Origin of the sequence: Paenibacillus sp. SYP-B3998 (assembly GCF_010820665.1) — a bacterium.
Taxonomy (GTDB): domain Bacteria; phylum Bacillota; class Bacilli; order Paenibacillales; family NBRC-103111; genus Paenibacillus_E.
On the sequence record NZ_JAAIKC010000011.1, the window covers coordinates 39,106 to 57,320 of the forward strand.

Annotated in this window: 15 protein-coding genes; 3 read left to right on the forward strand and 12 right to left on the reverse strand. The window is 47.6% G+C overall.

Going from position 1 to position 18,215, the window contains the following annotated elements:
• Positions 1 to 220 precede the first annotated feature (220 nt).
• From GK047_RS22750 to GK047_RS22760, 3 genes are all read left to right on the forward strand, one after another.
• Positions 221 to 1,684 carry a VanW family protein gene (locus GK047_RS22750; protein WP_163952077.1) on the forward strand — a complete coding sequence of 488 codons (1,464 nt, stop codon included), beginning with the start codon at positions 221 to 223 and terminating at the stop codon, positions 1,682 to 1,684.
• Positions 1,685 to 1,797: 113 nt separating this feature from the next.
• A complete protein-coding gene (locus GK047_RS22755; protein ID WP_163952079.1) occupies positions 1,798 to 2,496 on the forward strand; it encodes a DUF1700 domain-containing protein in 699 nt (232 codons plus the stop codon).
• A 3-nt stretch (positions 2,497 to 2,499) separates the two neighbouring features.
• Positions 2,500 to 3,381: a DUF4097 family beta strand repeat-containing protein gene (locus GK047_RS22760; protein WP_163952081.1), complete on the forward strand. Its 882-nt coding sequence runs from the start codon at positions 2,500 to 2,502 to the stop codon at positions 3,379 to 3,381.
• Positions 3,382 to 3,446: 65 nt separating this feature from the next.
• Here the strand turns inward: GK047_RS22760 and argH are convergent, their stop codons facing one another.
• The 12 genes from argH to GK047_RS22820 all read right to left on the reverse strand — a co-directional run bounded on the left by argH (position 3,447) and on the right by GK047_RS22820 (position 18,076).
• Positions 3,447 to 4,862, reverse strand: coding sequence for an argininosuccinate lyase (argH, locus tag GK047_RS22765; protein WP_163952083.1), 1,416 nt, complete (start codon positions 4,860 to 4,862; stop codon positions 3,447 to 3,449).
• Between the two features lie 74 nt (positions 4,863 to 4,936).
• The gene (locus tag GK047_RS22770; RefSeq protein WP_163952085.1) at positions 4,937 to 6,175 is read right to left on the reverse strand and encodes an argininosuccinate synthase; all 1,239 of its coding nucleotides are present in this window, start codon (positions 6,173 to 6,175) and stop codon (positions 4,937 to 4,939) included.
• Between the two features lie 52 nt (positions 6,176 to 6,227).
• On the reverse strand, positions 6,228 to 7,190 hold the full coding sequence (gene argF, locus GK047_RS22775) for an ornithine carbamoyltransferase (RefSeq protein ID WP_163952087.1): 963 nt from the start codon (positions 7,188 to 7,190) through the stop codon (positions 6,228 to 6,230).
• A gap of 26 nt (positions 7,191 to 7,216) precedes the next feature.
• Positions 7,217 to 8,419 (reverse strand): acetylornithine transaminase, encoded by a 1,203-nt coding sequence (locus GK047_RS22780; RefSeq protein ID WP_163952089.1) that lies wholly within the window; start codon positions 8,417 to 8,419, stop codon positions 7,217 to 7,219.
• A 59-nt stretch (positions 8,420 to 8,478) separates the two neighbouring features.
• Entirely contained in the window at positions 8,479 to 9,249 is a 771-nt protein-coding gene (gene argB, locus GK047_RS22785) for an acetylglutamate kinase (protein WP_163952091.1), read from the reverse strand.
• A 60-nt stretch (positions 9,250 to 9,309) separates the two neighbouring features.
• Complete coding sequence (argJ, locus tag GK047_RS22790; protein ID WP_163952093.1) at positions 9,310 to 10,542, reverse strand: bifunctional glutamate N-acetyltransferase/amino-acid acetyltransferase ArgJ; 1,233 nt, start codon at positions 10,540 to 10,542, stop codon at positions 9,310 to 9,312.
• Between the two features lie 121 nt (positions 10,543 to 10,663).
• The gene (gene argC, locus GK047_RS22795) at positions 10,664 to 11,713 is read right to left on the reverse strand and encodes an N-acetyl-gamma-glutamyl-phosphate reductase (RefSeq protein ID WP_163952095.1); all 1,050 of its coding nucleotides are present in this window, start codon (positions 11,711 to 11,713) and stop codon (positions 10,664 to 10,666) included.
• 474 nt (positions 11,714 to 12,187) lie between these two features.
• Entirely contained in the window at positions 12,188 to 13,066 is an 879-nt protein-coding gene (locus GK047_RS22800; protein ID WP_346010378.1) for a YitT family protein, read from the reverse strand.
• A 147-nt stretch (positions 13,067 to 13,213) separates the two neighbouring features.
• Positions 13,214 to 14,324, reverse strand: a protein-coding gene (gene prfB / locus GK047_RS22805; protein ID WP_163952097.1) for a peptide chain release factor 2 whose coding sequence is annotated in 2 segments (ribosomal slippage) — positions 13,214 to 14,251 and positions 14,253 to 14,324 — 1,110 coding nt in all. Because the reading frame shifts where the segments join, the coding sequence is not laid out codon by codon here.
• Between the two features lie 48 nt (positions 14,325 to 14,372).
• Entirely contained in the window at positions 14,373 to 16,889 is a 2,517-nt protein-coding gene (gene secA, locus GK047_RS22810; protein WP_163952099.1) for a preprotein translocase subunit SecA, read from the reverse strand.
• A 280-nt stretch (positions 16,890 to 17,169) separates the two neighbouring features.
• Positions 17,170 to 17,718, reverse strand: coding sequence for a ribosome hibernation-promoting factor, HPF/YfiA family (hpf, locus tag GK047_RS22815; RefSeq protein ID WP_163952101.1), 549 nt, complete (start codon positions 17,716 to 17,718; stop codon positions 17,170 to 17,172).
• 160 nt (positions 17,719 to 17,878) lie between these two features.
• A complete protein-coding gene (locus tag GK047_RS22820) occupies positions 17,879 to 18,076 on the reverse strand; it encodes a cold shock domain-containing protein (protein ID WP_163952103.1) in 198 nt (65 codons plus the stop codon).
• Between the last annotated feature and the right edge of the window lie 139 nt (positions 18,077 to 18,215).

Genomic DNA, 18,215 nt, shown 5'->3' on the forward strand with positions numbered 1-18,215 from the left:
CCTGATTTCCTTCAAGCACGTCAATCAGCATCTGGGCAGCTTGATAGCCAATCCCATAAGGGTCTTAATTAAAGCTTGTCAAGCTGATTTTTGGCGTCTTTACGTCCCAGCAGGTTTCCTTCCACTCAAGTACTAAAAATCTCCCGCCAACGATACATATATTAGTACAGGCATTGAGTTGTCTGCTCTACTTTTATCTGATAGCAAAGGAGCACCTTCCATGCGATCAACTTCACCCTATTACTCCCCTTTCCGTACATATATCCTTACTCTTGGACTAATGACCGTCTTAACAAGTGTTGGCGGAGGGGTTCTCTATCTCTATGGAACCGGACAGTCCCTACCTGCTCACCTTCAGGTTGCCGGGTGGAAACCGGGTGCGATTCCCTATATGCAATTTCAAACACAGTTAGACGAACAGTTAGCTTTGTATGCTTCCCTCAGGGTCCACTTGGCTTCACCAAGCCCTGATATTGCATCCATGGATCTGTCTCTGGGAGAATTAGGCCTCGCCATTCACAGGGGACCGTTGGATGAAGCTATGGAGCGTATGTTCCACGCTTCCCTTACGGACCGCATCGCAGCCAGATGGTCGCTTCGCAAGGTACAATTACCCCTCCAGATCACAATAGACCAAGACAAGCTTCGAGCCATTGTGAAGCAAACTTGGAAAGAACTATATAACTATCACCCCACAGCTGCAATGCGAATCGTGAACCCAGACGATACGATCCGATATGAACCTGAACGCGGTGTCCTCCGCCTAGATACAACTACCCTGCAGAAAGAGATTGAAGCACAATTACCGCCTTTTTCTTCACCTTCTAACCCGCTGAAGCCACTTAAGCTACCCGTCCCTATCTACACAGAACTTCCTTCAGTCACTATGGATTCACTCAGAAGGCAAGGAGTGGAGCGGAAAATATCCGAATTCACGACGACGTTTCCCGTCTCAGGACAAGGTCGTATTCATAATATTCGTTCTACAGCTGCCTCCATCCAAGACATGCTGCTCGCGCCTAACGAAACGTTCGACTACAGCAAGATCATCGAACAAACCGAGGCTAAATTCGGCTATCAGGAAGCGCCTGTCATCTTAAACGGCAAACTCGTTCCAGGTATCGGTGGTGGGATCTGCCAAGTGTCTTCCACCTTATATAACGCTGTTCTGCGCAGCGGCCTGGAGATCGTTGAACGACGCAGCCATTCGTTACCTGTTAGTTATGTGCCCTTAGGTCAAGATGCTACCTTCGCCAGCGGCTACATCAACTTCAAATTTCGTAACAGTACCGATGCCTATATACTCATTCGAACGATTTCTACAGATCGTGACGTAACCGTAAAACTTTTCGGCCGCATCTCTCCATCCACTACCTATGATATCGAATCTAAAATTATTGAAACGATACAGCCAACCGTCAAATATTTGCACAACCCCAGCATGCGCAGCGGCTCCATTAAACCAATAAGTGCTGGCAAAGAAGGCTATGTCGTTGAAACGTATCGTTATAGAAAGCTGAATGGAGCAGTAGTAAGCAAAGAACTCATCTCCAAAGATCGGTACTCGCCTGTTCCCGCACTTGTAGCCTCAAATCGCGGAGATATTAAGCCCGAAGAAGGAAATCCCGACGAGAACGGTAAACCGTTATTGGAAGATGGGGTTAAAGGGCCTAGTTTTCGCTGAATATTAAATAATGGTAAAAACAATGACAGGTCATATGACTCTAGATACTAGGTCATTATGACTTTTTTCTTTTATGCTAGGTACATGAGAGAAAGCATGAAGGAGGCAAGACAATGAGTAAATCTGATTACTTTAAAGAATTAACCTATAGGCTTCGCGGACTTCCTGAAAAGGAACGACACAATATATTATCTGTATATGAGGAATTATTTCAAAAGGCGCTTGCGAACGGGAAAAACGAGGAAGATGTTGCCGAATCTCTTGGCTATCCCAGAATCCCCAATTGGGATGCCCCAAAAGAGGCACCACGCGAACAACAAGAGCCAGTTAAACAAGCATCACCAAATGAACAAGAGGTACCCTTTCATAGACCTGAGTCGACGCCACTTACGTATGAGGCTGAGAGACCAGTCCCCTCTACACAAGCTTACAACACTAATGCATATGCAAATGGTAATCCTTATCCACCCTATCCAAGAAAGCCAGAATCAGGTATGAAAGCAATTGTTGCGAGCATTGCACTTGGGTTGTTTAACCTAATCTTTGTCTTGGGGCTTTGGTTCAGTCTCCTCGGAACGTTAGTTGCTTTGTTCGTCTCTGGGATCTGCTTGATCATCGCGCCCGTTGTTGGGGCCACAGGAAGCTTCTTAGAGAGTTCCGGAGGCGACTTACGATTGATCTTCTTTGCGATGCTAGCCTGCTTCGGCTTGGGACTCATTCTTACAACAATTGGCTCATGGTTGTTCAAATGGTTCTTCAAACTGACTTGGATGTATATCCAATTCAACGCAAAACTGATTAAGGGGGCTTAAGCCATGAAACGCGGAGCGAAATTTTTCTTACTGGTGGGCTTTGCCTGCTTAGCCGTTGGCATCGTCGGGGCTGCGGTCTCATTTAAAGATACAGATTTCAAAGCAGGGACAACAACCATCGACATAGAAAAGAAAATTGCTGCAACAAATATTGACACTCTGACGATCCAAAATGAGATTACAGGAGTTACCTTCATCCCGAGTGATACCGACGAAATTAGCGTACATCTTATCGGTACAGTTACCAAAAATCGTGCGAATGAGTGCACCATCGATGCCGTCACCGAAGGCTCTAACGCATGGCGGGTCAATGTCTGTAAAAACAAAAAAATCCGTTTTAGTTTCAATCTAGATGAACTTAAGGACGCGATCGCCAATTTCGATAATCAATTGAGAACGGAAGTCAAGCTTCCAAACAAACTGTATAAGGAAATTAAGGTTTCCTCTGGTACAGGGTCTCTGAATCTCAAAGAAGTGAAGGCGGAAACATTGACTGCCTCTACAGATACAGGATCAATTAAAGTTGATCGTTACGAAGGGAAACAACTTGATCTCGAAAGTGACACCGGTCGTATCACCGTTGTAGAAGGCCAAGGAAATGTTCGCTTACGCACGAGCACCGGAAACATCCATGCTAAGCTTCATGACATTGGCGACACCGTTTCACTCGATGCGGATACAGGCAATATTGAGCTCCAGCTATCCCCTCCGCCAACCTCAGCGAGCTTTGACCTGAGCACGGATATCGGAAGCGTAACCCTCGATATTGCCGGTGTAAATATAACGGAATCCGCCCGCAGCACGGTGATAGGGACTCTTGGCGATGGCCGTAAAAAAGTGACAGTTAGCACCGATACGGGCTCCGTAACCGTTACAGATAAATAAGAAACAAAGAAACCTTCTGTGCCACAAGCCCGTGGAACAGAAGGTTCTTTGTTTCTAAATACTTCTTATTTACTTTTCTCCAAATATGTCTGAACCCATTCGTTTGACTGCTGGAGCACAAGCTCTGCGCGGCCAATCGCTTCAGACACTTGATTGCTAGCCGTGCCGCCGTATACGTTACGAGCGTTAACGACTTGCTCTGGCTGCAGAACTTGATAGATATCTGATTCGAAGAGGCCCGAGAAGGTTTTGAACTCTTCAATTGACATATCGAGCAAATACTTTTTATTTTGAATACAATAGAGTACTGTCTTGCCAATGACTTCATGCGCTTGGCGGAAAGGCAGCCCTTTGTTAACCAAGTAGTCAGCAATATCTGTCGCATTCGAGAAATCTTGGTTCACAGCTTGTCTCATCCGCTCGGTATTTACCTTCATCGTAGCCACCATAGGCGCGAACAATTGAAGCGCACCTTGAAGGGTACGAACCGTATCGAACATGCCTTCTTTATCTTCCTGCATGTCTTTGTTGTAAGCCAGTGGCAAAGACTTGAGCACGGTCATCAGACCGAACAAGTTGCCATAGACGCGCCCTGTCTTACCGCGGACAAGCTCCGCGACATCTGGGTTTTTCTTCTGCGGCATAATGGAACTGCCGGTGCAGAATGCATCGTCGAGTTCGATGAATGCGAACTCCGTACTAGACCATAGCACCATTTCCTCGCAAAAACGGGAAAGGTGCATCATGATCATCGACGCGTTAGAGAGAAACTCCAGAATGAAATCGCGGTCACTAACCGCATCCAGAGAGTTCTCGTACACGCGATCGAACCCAAGCTGCGAAGCCACGAAATGGCGATCGATCGGGAACGTCGTGCCAGCGAGAGCGCCAGCACCCAAAGGTAAGATGTTAACTCGCTTGTAGCTATCCTGCAAACGCTCAAGATCCCGCTGGAACATGCTAACGTAAGCCATCAAATGATGCGCAAATAGGATGGGTTGTGCGCGTTGCAGATGCGTATATCCAGGGATAATCGTATCCAGATTCTCCTTCGCTTTCTCCAACAGAGCCTCTTGCAGCTTCGTCAGCAGACCAACGAACTCTACTACTCTCTTTCGCAGGTAAAGATGCATGTCCGTTGCTACTTGGTCGTTACGGCTGCGACCCGTATGCAGCTTGCCGCCTACTGGACCAATCAAGTCAATCAATGTCTTCTCAATATTCATATGAATATCTTCATTCTGCACGGTGTATTCGAGTTCGCCGCGACGAATCATACCCTGCACTTCATGAAGGCCATCTTTGATCTTCTCCACATCAGCCGCAGGAAGAATGCCGCACTTACCCAACATCGTTACATGAGCCAAGCTGCCCTGAATATCTTCATCCGCCAGTTCTTTATCAAATAGAATTGATGCTGTATATTCTTCGACCAGTTGGTCGGTTTGCTTCGTAAAACGTCCACCCCATAGCTTAGACATCGTAGATGCTCCTCTCGTATTTACAGCCCAAAGGCTTTCCACGAAGGGAAAGCCCACTTTGAACGACTATAGATTTATTTTTTCGCGCTTTGCTCCACGCCAGAGGACACTTTCAAACGCAGCGCATTCAGACGAATAAATCCAGCCGCATCGCCTTGATCGTAAGCTTTGGTAGGATCCGCTTCCATGGTTGCGATATCCGGATTGTACAGGGATACAGGGCTCTTCACGCCAGCTCCCATGATATTTCCTTTGTAGAGCTTCAAACGAACGGTACCCGACACGTTCTTCTGGCTTTCATCCACCAGTGCTTGGATCGCCAAACGCTCTGGCGCGAACCAGAAGCCGTTGTAAACAAGCGTCGCGTACTTTGTAATTAGTGAATCACGCAGATGCATGACATCGCGATCCATCGTGAGCGACTCCATTTTGCGATGAGCCGTGAACAAAATCGTTCCCCCCGGTGTTTCGTACACGCCACGACTCTTCATACCGACGAAGCGGTTCTCAACCATATCTACACGACCGATGCCATGCTTGCCGCCTAGCTCGTTCAAAGCTTCCATAACCTGCAGAGGTGTCAGTTTTGCGCCATTCAAGCCTACGCAATCGCCTTTTTCAAAATCAAGCTCAACATATTCCGCTTGATCCGGAGCATCCTCAGGCGAAACGCTTAACACGTACATGCCTTTGTTCGAATCCGCAGCCGGATCGAACCAAGGATCCTCCAGCATGCCGCTCTCGAAGGAAATATGAAGCAGATTGCGATCCGTTGAATAAGGCTTTGCCGCAGATGCTGTAACGGGAATGCCATGTTTCTCAGCATAAGCGATCATTTCAGCGCGACCTGGGAACTGCTCGCGGAATTCTTCCAAACGCCAAGGCGCGATAACCGATAGCTCGGGCGCAAGTGCCGCTGCTGTCAGCTCAAAACGCACTTGGTCGTTGCCTTTGCCCGTTGCGCCATGGGCAATCGCCGTTGCGCCTTCAGCGCGGGCGATTTCGACCATGCGCTTCGCGATTAAGGGACGCGCAATACTCGTACCGAGCAAGTATTGCCCTTCATACAGAGCACCCGCTTGGAACATCGGGTAGATGAAATCCTTCGCGAATTCATCGCGTAGGTCGTCAATATAGATCTTCGACGCGCCCGTTTGAAGCGCTTTTTCCTCCAAGCCATCCAACTCGTCTTTTTGGCCAATGTCAGCTGTAAAAGCAATAATTTCTGCGTCATAGGTTTCTTTGAGCCATTTCAAAATAACAGACGTATCCAGCCCGCCGGAATAGGCGAGTACGATTTTTTCCTTAGCCATTGTAATAATCTCTCCGTTTCTACCTAGTACTCCTAGTACTGGAATAATGAATCTATCTCATCGTCGCGGCCATGATAGCCTTTTGCGCATGAAGACGGTTCTCTGCCTGGTCAAAAATAATCGAATGCGCGCCGTCAATGACACCCTCACTTACTTCTTCACCACGATGTGCCGGAAGACAGTGCATGAATAAGTAATCCTGCTTCGCATATTTCACGAGCGCTTCGTTCACCTGATAATTCTTAAAGGCGATCTCCCGCTCTTTCTGCTCATCTTCAAAGCCCATGCTCGCCCATACATCGGTATAGACGATATCGGCATTTTCGATCGCTTCGCGTGGATCTCGACTGATAAGAATACTGCCACCCGTTTGTGCCGCATTATCCTTCGACATTTGGATCACTTCAGCATCAGGATCATATCCCTCTGGCGATGCGATTGCGAAGTCCATCCCAAGCTTACTTGCGCCCATCATCAGGGAATGCACCATATTGTTGCCATCCCCGATATAAGCTACTTTCAAGCCTTTCAAATGCCCCTTCTTCTCAAGCACAGTTTGGTAGTCCGCCATAACCTGACAAGGATGTGCATAGTCGGTTAATCCATTAATGACAGGCACTGTAGCGCCTCTAGCCAGATCGATCACTTTACGGTGTTCATAAGTACGAATCATGATGCCATCAAGGTATCGGGACAACGTCTGTGCCGTATCCCAGACCGTTTCGCCGCGTCCAAGCTGAAGATCATTTTTACTTAGGAAAAGCGCTTGCCCCCCAAGCTGATACATGCCCACTTCAAAGGATACCCTTGTGCGCGTGGACGACTTTTCAAAAACCATCCCAAGCGTCTTACCAGCTAGCACGGCATGCGGCTCTCCGGCCTTTTGTTTACGCTTGAGCTCGATGCCATAATGAATTAAGTATTCGATTTCTTCCGATGTATAATCAACCAAGGCAAGAAAATCTTTGCCCTTTAACTGGACAGCTATTTCTTCCTGTAGGGTACTACTGTTCATTTCATCCAACCTCTCTGCTGTTAACTCTAGACCGCACTCGTTGTGGAGGCAGCAGCCTTCTCAGCCAACACTGCGCAAACCACATCTAACGCTTTATCTAGATCTTCCTTTGGAATCGTCAAAGCTGGTACCAAACGGATCACGTTCGGACCTGCTGGAATGACCAGCACGCCTTGTTTATGAATTTCACTAATAATTTCACCTGCTGGCTGCTTGCACTCGATACCAATAAGAAGACCGACGCCACGCACTCTTCCGATAAGCGGATTACCAGCGAGCTTGCTTTCAAGCTTCTCAATTGTATATGCACCAAGCTCAGCTGCACGTTCAGGCAGCTTGTTAGCAATCACAGTTTCAATAGCCGCAATTCCGGCCGCTGTGGCAATTGGCGTTCCACCGAACGTGGAGCCATGACTCCCCGCACCGAACGCTTCAGCTAGAAACGCCTTACCCAGCATAGCCCCAATTGGGAAGCCAGCCCCTAAGCCTTTGGCTAGTGTGAAAATATCTGGCTCTATGCCATAATGCTCATAAGCAAAAAGCTTACCCGTACGTCCAACACCCGTCTGGATTTCATCCACGATTAGAAGCAAGTTCTGTTGCTTACAGAGTTCCGCAATTTGTTTCACAAATGTTGGGTCAGCGGGTAGCACGCCGCCTTCACCCTGTACCAATTCCAGCATGATCGCGCAAGTTTTATCATTCACGAGACTGCGCACAGCCTCGAAATCATTATATGGCGCGTAGGTGAAGCCGCCAGGAAGCGGATGGAAGCCTTCCTTTACTTTATCTTGGCCCGTCGCAGTTAGTGTAGCCAGTGTCCGTCCATGGAACGACATGTTGAACGTGATAATCTCATACCGACCGTTATCCAACACTTTCTGTGAATAGCGACGCGCGAGCTTAATGGCCGCTTCATTCGCCTCTGCGCCAGTAGAACAGAAGAATACCGCATCCGCACAGCTATTATCTGTCAGCAGCGAAGCCAGCTTCTCCTGATTTGGAATGTGGAACAAATTGCTCACATGCCACAATTGATCAAGCTGCTCGACCAGCTTCTCCTTAACAGCTTGCGGCGCGTGCCCAAGATTCGTTACCGCAATCCCGCTCATCAAGTCAATATATTCCTTGCCTGTGTCATCCCACAGTCGGCTGCTCTCTCCCTTTACCAGCGTGATTGGAAATCTAGCATAAGTTGGAAACAGCGAGCTTTTTCCCGTTTTCGTCATATACATTCCCTCCTTAGAGTTTTTGGATAGAAAACTGACCCTATCATCGCAGAAATTTCTTATCGCACAATACGCGTGCCGATTCCTGTGCCCTTTAATACTTTGCTAAGCACATTCGGCTCGGAGCCATTCACGATCACAACTTCCTGTACTTTCCCCTGAATGCAGGCAATTGCAGCACGAACTTTAGGAATCATGCCTCCATAAATATCCCCGCTTGCGATCATCTCTTCGATTTCCGCTACGCTTAGCACAGGCAGCACCTGTTTCTCTCCGCCTACCATCTTCATAATGCCAGGAACATCCGTCACTACAATCATCTGCTCCACGCCAAGATGGGAAGCAACCGCTCCAGCCGCCGTGTCCGCATTGATGTTATAGCGTTGTCCACCGTCAGCACCAAGACCTACAGGCGCGATCACGGGGATATAACCCATGCTAACAATGCCTTGGATCAACTCTGCATTCACCTTCGTAACGTCGCCAACAAGGCCAACCTCATGTGCGTTACTTACTGGCTTCGCCTCGATTAAATGCCCATCTACACCAGATAATCCTAGCGCAGCTGCGCCTGTTAATTGAATGCGTCGTACGATTTCTTTGTTAATCTGGCCCGATAGCACCATCTCAACAACATCGAGCACAGCCTCATTCGTCTTACGCAAGCCATTCACAAACTCCGTCTCAATACCCAGCTTTGTCAGTGTATCCGAGATGGCAGGGCCGCCACCATGGACGATAACGGTTACGATGCCTTCGTCCTGCAGCTCGCGCATATCTTCAAAAAAACTAACCGGCAGAGCGGCCAATGTGCTTCCGCCGCACTTCATCACAAAGCAATTGTTCTTCACTGCTTCCGTTTCCCCCTTGCCCTTTACTCATGATACTGCTTAAGTTCGGTATGCGGCATTGATCCGTACATAATCATAGGTCAAATCACAGCCCCAGCCCGTAGCTTTACCAGCACCCATATGTAAATTCACGTGAATTTGAATCGTATCTGTTTTCAAATAGGCAAGTGCAGCTTCCTCATCGAACTTCACGGGACGCGACTGTATTAGAACCGCAATGTCGCCTAAGCGGATATCGACCGTGTCCACATTGACTGGCTGCCCAGAGTAGCCAATAGCAGCAATGATACGGCCCCAGTTGGCGTCTGCACCATAAACAGCCGACTTCACAAGGCTTGAACCGATGATTGACTTTACGATCTTACGAGCGGCATCGTCACTATCCGCACCAATGACCGTCGTCTCAATCAGCTTCGTTGCACCCTCGCCGTCTCGAGCAATCGCTTTGGCGAGGTATTCACCAACGTGCTGCACAGCGGCTGCAAAAGCTTCCCAATCCGGGTGATCCGGATGTAAAGCTTCATTTTCCGCCAGACCGCTTGCCATCACAACGACCATATCGTTCGTACTCGTATCCCCGTCTACGGTAATCATGTTGAACGTGTTATCTGTAATTCTGCTCAGCAGCAATTGCAGATACTCGCTTTCAATATTCGCATCGGTCGTCATGAAACCGAGCATCGTTGCCATGTTCGGGTGAATCATCCCCGAACCTTTGGCTGCGCCAGCAATGTGAACCTCTTTGCCGCCAACGACAAGACGAACACACGTCATCTTCTGTACGAGATCCGTCGTGAGAATCGCCTGGCAGAAGTCGTCACCACCGTCTGCTTTCACACTCAGCGGCAGCTTTTCGATACCGCTGAGTACTTTATCCATCGGCAGCAGCTCGCCGATGACGCCTGTGCTCGTCACGCCGACTTGGTGCTCCTCTAAGCCTAGCGCCTTCGCACTGGCAGCGCGCATTGCTCGCGCGTCGTCCTCGCCCTGCTGGCCCGTACACGCGTTGGCATTGCCGCTATTGACGATCATCGCCTGCAACTTGCCGCCTTGGGCAATGCTTTCTTGCGTCACACGAAGCGGAGCCGCTTGAAACGAGTTCAGGGTATAAACACCTGCCGCCGCTGCTGGCACATCACATACGATAGCGCCCAGATCGAAGCGCTCTGTCTTCTTCAAACCGCAGTGCAATCCGCCTGCACGAAACCCTTTTGGCGTAGTAACTGTGCCCTCTGGCACGACGATATATTTCCCTTGCCCTTGAACTGACATGTTCGTCATTCACCTGTCCCATCGTTAAATATAAGAAGAATGGCAGGCATCGCAGCGGCTTTCTCAACTAAGAAGTCGCAGCCAGGCTCTCCCTTTTTCAAATGCAATTTTCTATTGATACTTATGGATAAACAGGCGCGAATAACAATCCTGTCGTTTCGTCCCAACCCATCATGATGTTCAAATTCTGAATTGCCTGACCAGCAGCGCCCTTCACCACATTATCGATAACGGATACGATAGTGACGCGACCCGTACGCTCATCCGCAGCGAAGCCAATGTCACAGTAATTGGAGCCGTACACCTCTTTTGTTGCAGGCAATTTACCGCTGTTGCGTATACGCACAAATTTACGCCCCTCATAATATTGCCGGTAAAGCGTAGTAAAATCTTCCGTCGTGTGCGCACCGCTAATGGTGGCGTACATCGTTGACATAATCCCACGCGTCATCGGTGCCAAGTGCGTCGTGAACGTCGTCACAACCGGCTTGCCTGCCACACTGCTTAGGGCTTGCTCGATTTCGGGAATATGCTGATGCTTGTTTATTTTATATGCCGTGAAATTCTCATTCACTTCTGCGTAGTGAACACCCAAATTCACACCGCGACCCGCGCCGGACACGCCAGATACAGCATCAATAATAATACTGGAAGGATCAATCCAGCCAGCCTTAACCGCAGGAATAAGACCCAGCAGTGTAGCTGTCGGATAACAACCTGGGTTAGCAATCAAGTCCTTGCCCTTCACTTCATCACCGAATACTTCGGATAAGCCGTAAACCGCACGTGCCAGAATCTCATTTGGAGCCGCCGTACGCTTATACCATTGTTCATAATCCGCTTGCGACTTTAAACGCAAATCTCCTGAGATATCAATAACCTTCAACCCCGCTGCAAGCAGCTTGGGCGATAACTCCGCGCTTACGCCAGCAGGTGTAGCCAAGAACACAACATCCGCTTTGCCAGCAATTAGTTCTACATTAAGCTCATCAAGAATATCAACAACAACTTCCTGCAAATGTGGAAAATGATCCGCAAGTGGTGCTCCAGCATTCGAAGTGGAGATAACCGAAGTAATGTGAACGGACGGATGCGCCTGCAGAAGTCGAATTAACTCTGCGCCGCCATACCCAGTCGCACCTATGATAGCCGCTCTAGCTGTATTACTCATTAAAAATTCCCCCAGACGTCCATAAAATATATGTATTATTATACATTCGTATACATAATAATTCAATGATATTTTTCTCGTTAAAATATGCCCTCAAAAGGCATAGGAATAAGCATCCTAGCATCTTTCATGCGTTCGTCCAGGAAACCGCTCTAAGGTCAAATTGCTCTTTTTTCGGCCTATAACCATACAAATATGCAATCATAACGATCTCTCTCTCGTTCTCACGCTTCTAGATCGAGACTAAATAATTTAGATAACAGTTATATTATCCCAAAACATGTGCCCATCTAGCAAATTATAGGTTATCTCCTCATTTTCATGACAGCTAGAGGCATAGTAGCTACACGGCTATCGATTCGTTCCTACTTTGCGGCATAGGAAAAAGCGATGTACCTACGCACATCACTTCTCCCTGACGCTTTAAGAATTAATTCAATAACATGTTCGACCTTACCTTATGTATGAACACAACTACGCATGCCTTTTAAACCCTTCCCCTAACACTTCATTCGTTTCGCTCAAGATGACAAATGCCTGCGGATCCACGGAACGAACTAACATCTTGAGACGGGTTACCTCGTTTTGCTTAACGACCACCATCATCACCGTCCGCGACTCTCTTGTATACCCTCCAGAACCGTTAAGCTCGGTAAGCCCTCGATCCAAATCATGTAAGATCACTTGGCGAATGGCATCGGTCTGTTCCGAAATAATGAAAGCTACCTTCGCATAATTGAAGCCGAGTTGAACAACATCAATTGTTTTCGTAGTAACAAATAGTCCTATCATAGCATAAAGCGCATTTTCCGGTGTAAATACAAGCGCAGAACTCAAGATGACGATACCATCGAATATCGCAACGCAAAACCCAATACTAAGACCTGAATATTTATGCAAAATCTGTGCAGCGAGCCCAAGTCCCCCTGTAGATCCCCGTCCTCGGAACACGATTCCAAGCCCCAGTCCAATCCCGATCCCGCCGTATACGGCTGCAAGCAACGGACTATGCGTAGGAGTTCCTATGTGGCTCGTTAGAAGAACGCAAAGCGGAAATACGATTGAACCGACAGCGGCTTTCACTCCGAATTGTCCTCCTAATAACCATAAGGCAAGTAAGAAAATCGGAATATTCAACCCCCACTGCGTAATCGCTGGATTGAGGCCTGTCAGCTGCAACACAATCGTAGAAACACCCGAAACACCGCCTGAAGCGATTTGGTTCGGATTAAGGAAAGCATTAAAACTCGCAGCCATAATGAGCGAGCCCAGTACTAATAACACATATTCAAACGCAGTGTGTAACGCACTGCCTACGGGTAAAGCAGGTAAACGCGGTTCTTTTCTGGGCACACAAGGCCCTCCTCTCACAAAAAAACCTACACCAAAAGGTGTAGGATGGACACTAACTCAGCTTGCACGCGCGTTAACTCATGTGGGCAAAAGCTTGAGCGGCCCTCCTAAATTGGCGAGCCGCTAAGACTTCCCGCATCACAAGCGCTATTCCGGCTTGCGAATCTGATGACGGAGATAAGCATCAATGAACGTGTCCAAATCGCCGTCCATGACGGCGCCTACGTTCCCTGTCTCCGCTGAGGTCCGATGGTCCTTGACCATGCTATAGGGATGAAATACATAAGAACGAATTTGGCTGCCCCACGCAATATCCGACTGCTCGCCGCGAATCTCTGCGAGATGCTTTAATTGCGCTTCGATTTTCTTCTCATAAAGCTTGGAGCGAAGCATCTTCATCGCCTTCTCACGGTTCTTGATTTGAGAACGCTCCTGCTGGCAGCTTACTACAACGCCCGTAGGCATGTGCGTAATCCGCACAGCGGAGTCGGTTGTATTGATATGCTGACCGCCGGCGCCGCTGGCACGATACGTATCGATCTTGAGATCCTCGGTGCGAATCTCAACCTCGGTATCATCCTCAATCTCTGGCATGATATCGCAGGATACGAACGATGTGTGCCGTCGGCCTGATGAGTCGAACGGCGAGATGCGAACGAGCCTATGCACGCCTTTCTCCGCCTTCAAATAGCCATAGGCGTTGAAGCCCGTGATTTGCAGCGTGACGCTCTTCACCCCAGCCTCGTCGCCTGGCAAATAGTCGAGAACCTCGACTTTGTAACCACGCTTCTCTGCCCAGCGGCGGTACATGCGTAGCAGCATCTCGGCCCAGTCCTGCGACTCCGTACCCCCCGCTCCGGGATGAAGTTCAAGAATGGCATTCAATCGGTCATAGGGCTGATTGAGCAGCAACCCGAGCTCGAACGATTCGAGCTTCTTCATTAGAACGGCAATGCCGTTTTCAATATCGGCAGCTAGGCTGCTGTCGCTTTCCTCCTCTTCGAGTTCGACCATGACCATGAGGTCATCGTACTCGTCAGAGAAGCCTTGGAAAAGATCAACGACGCTTTTGATGGCGTTGAGTTCACCGATTGTCTTCTGAGCGCGATCATTATCGTCCCAGAAATCCGGCGCCCCCATCTTTTCCTCAAAGTCGCCAATTGCTTCAAGCTTATGATCTAAGTCAAAGAGACCCCCGTAATTCAGTTAATCGCTTCGCTGTTTCTCTTAGGTCTTGTTTCACTTCTGGTTCCAGCATGTCTTACACCTCATTTATTCTGGTTGTACCTAACCTAGACAAACAGCATTAGCTGCTTTGTCCGTGGCACTGCTTGAACTTCTTGCCACTACCGCATGGGCACGGATCATTGCGTCCGATACGCTGCTCATCGCGTATTACTGGCTTTTTGCCGCCTGCTTCGTTTTTCGGATCGACGGCTTGACCTTCAGCTACCGCTTGACGCTCTAGGTTGCTTTGAACGTGAGCTTTCATCGTGTACATAGCGACTTCTTCACGAATGTTCTCAATCATTTCTTGGAACATCTCAAAGCCTTCGAATTGATACTCACGTAAAGGATCTGTTCCGCCGTAAGCGCGAAGATGGATACCTTGACGAAGCTGATCCATCGCATCGATATGATCCATCCATTTGCTATCCACCGCACGAAGTGCAACAACTTTCTCGAACTCGCGCATGAATTCCGCACCGATGTCTTCCTCACGCTCATCATAGCGTTTGCTCACAAGCGCCTTAATGAACTCGATCACATCTTCTTGCTCTTTGCCCCACAGGTCTTGATCTGTTATCTGACCTTCTTCAGTCAGCAGGTTATTGTTCACGAAGTTGGCAACTTCGTGTAGCTCCCATTCCTCCGGAATTTGGTCCTCCGGACAGTGAGCCTTCACGATACGCTCGATAACCGAGTTAATCATGCCCTCAACAACTTCGCGAATGTTCTCGGATTCAAGCAGTTCACGACGCTGTTTATATATAATTTCACGCTGTTGATTCATCACATCGTCATACTGTAGGACAACTTTACGCACATCGAAGTTGTTACCTTCTACACGCTTCTGTGCGGATTCTACAGCACGTGAAATCAACTTACTCTCAATCGGTTGATCTTCCTCCATACCTAGACGATCCATCATCGCCATGATATTGTCAGCGCCGAAACGCTTCATCAGCTCATCTTCAAGAGATAAATAGAACTGTGAAGAGCCTGGATCACCTTGACGGCCCGCACGACCACGAAGCTGGTTATCGATCCGTCTGCTTTCATGACGCTCCGTACCTATGATATGCAGTCCGCCTGCTTCGTGTACGCCTTCGCCCAGCACAATGTCTGTACCGCGTCCTGCCATATTAGTTGCAATCGTAACTGAACCTGGTTGACCCGCGCGTGCGACGATTTCCGCTTCTTCTGCATGATACTTCGCATTCAATACTTTATGTTGGATACCCTTGCGCTTCAGCATTTCGGAGAGAAGCTCCGAATTCTCAATAGAAATCGTACCCACGAGCACAGGTTGGTTTAACTTGTGACGCTCAACAATTTGTTCAACAACTGCCTTAAATTTACCCTTTTCCGACTTGTACACGACATCTGCCATATCCTTACGGATCATAGGACGGTTCGTCGGAACTACAATAACCTCAAGACCATAAATTTTCTTAAGTTCTTCTTCTTCCGTTTTAGCCGTACCCGTCATACCAGACAACTTGCGATACATCCGGAAGTAGTTCTGGAACGTGATTGTCGCTAACGTCATGCTCTCATTTTGAACTTGCAGCTGCTCTTTGGCCTCAATTGCTTGGTGTAACCCATCACTATAACGACGGCCTGTCATAATACGGCCCGTAAATTCATCAACAATCATGACTTCGTCTTCTTGCACAACGTAATCTACATCGCGTCTCATGATGAAACGCGCTTTAAGCGCTTGTGTCACATGGTGGTTGATATTCACGTTTTGATGATCAAATAAGTTCTCAATCCCGAACGCTCGCTCCGCTTTGGCTACGCCTTCTTCCGTAAGCGCCACGGAACGCACTTTAATATCTATGGTATAGTCTTCTTCATGATTTAATTTAGAGACAAACCGGTCAGCCGAGTAGTACAAATCTGTCGATTTAGCAGCTTGTCCCGAAATAATAAGCGGCGTTCTCGCTTCATCGACCAAGATAGAGTCAACTTCGTCAATAACCGCAAAGTACAACGGACGTTGCACCATTTGCTCTTTGTAAAGCACCATATTATCACGTAAGTAGTCGAAGCCGTATTCATTATTCGTCCCATAAGTAATATCACAAGCGTATGCCGCTTGCTTCTCTTCATGCGACAAATCATGTAGGTTGACCCCAACCGTTAACCCAAGGAATTCATAAATCTGGCCCATTTCGCCACTATCGCGTTGCGCCAAGTAATCATTAACCGTTACTACGTGTACACCCTTACCTAACAAAGCATTCAAATAAACAGGAAGCGTTCCTACGAGCGTCTTCCCTTCCCCAGTTCTCATTTCTGCGATCTGGCCTTCGTGGAGCACCATACCGCCAATAAGCTGCACGTCATAATGACGTTTGCCTAAGACACGCTTCGCTGCTTCCCTCACTACTGCAAAAGCCTCAGGCAGCAGATCATCAAGTTCCTCGCCTTTGTCTAAACGGTTTCTAAACTCTACCGTTTTGCCTTTCAGCTCCTCATCGGATAACGGCTGAATATCCGCCTCAAGCTCATTGATGTGATTAACGGCTTTAAGCATCCGTTTAATTTCCCGTTCATTGGAATCACCAAAAATTTTCTTCACAAGTCCTAGCATCGGTGAACCCCTTTCCCTTACATTCGTATCCTTAAATTGTACCAGTTTGGCGGTCTTGCCGCAACAAACGCGCAATTATTTTGGGCTGCTCTTTCCCGTTCCTGTATCCTATATACGTATAAATTGTATCTATGTTGCAAAAACATAACATTCCTATCCATTCTTATAGTATTGAATCTAACCTTAGATTACATGCATAAAAAAAGCTTGATTCGAATGAAATCGAATCAAGCTCGTGAAATTCAATAATTATTATAATGTCTGTCCACTATTTGCATTCTTATACAGCTGGCTCAATCAGACCATACTTGCCGTCGTCACGTCGGTAAACGACATTCACTTGATCGGTATCCATGTTAGAGAATACAAAGAAACTATGGCCTACCATGTTCATCTGTAGAATCGCTTCTTCCACATCCATAGGCTTCAACATGAAGCGTTTGCTGCGAACCAGTTCGAAGTCTTCTTCTTCATCCAAATACGTGACAGGTGAAGTCTCCATTTTAAACAAATCTCGCTTGCCGCCTTCTTGACGAATTTTACGATTCGTTTTCGTCTTATGCTTGCGAATTTGACGTTCTAGCTTGTCCACGACCAAGTCGATGGATGCGTACATATCATTGTTACGTTCCTCGGCCCGTAACAGCACGCCTGCTAGTGGAATGCTCACCTCAACAGCTTGCATACCTTTGATAACTCTTAACGTTACTTGTAAATCGGATGTAAGGGGGGCTTCAAAATACCTCTCTAGTCTATTCAATTTCTTGTCGACATAGTCCCTGAGGGCTTCAGTTACTTCAAGGTGTTCTCCGCGAATGTTAATATTCATAGTTACACATCTCCCTTCCTGCTTACATTATACTACATTCCACCTAACCTTCATAATTCCTTTAAATTCCGATCTAAGATTCATACGCAAAAAAACACCCTGGAATTTCTCCAGGGCGTCTGCTCATGTTTGTATTCAAGCGGCTCTCTCAGCCGGATGATTATAATCTGGATACGTTAGCTGCTTGTGGTCCGCGTGCGCCTTCTACAATGTCAAATTGTACAGGCTGACCTTCTTCCAATGTTTTGAAACCATCGGATTGAATCGCTGAAAAATGTACAAAAACATCTCCACCATCTTCACGCTCAATGAAACCATAACCTTTTTCTGCGTTAAACCATTTCACTTTACCCTGCATGCCGTACACGTTCCCTTCGTTTTCAAATAAGTAGAATAAAATGTAAGCCCTTTCTTTTCGACTATACCACCCGTTAGCTTGGCATGTCAATTTTTTACTTATTCCACGTATAATTTTTAGAAAATTCGGGTATATACAT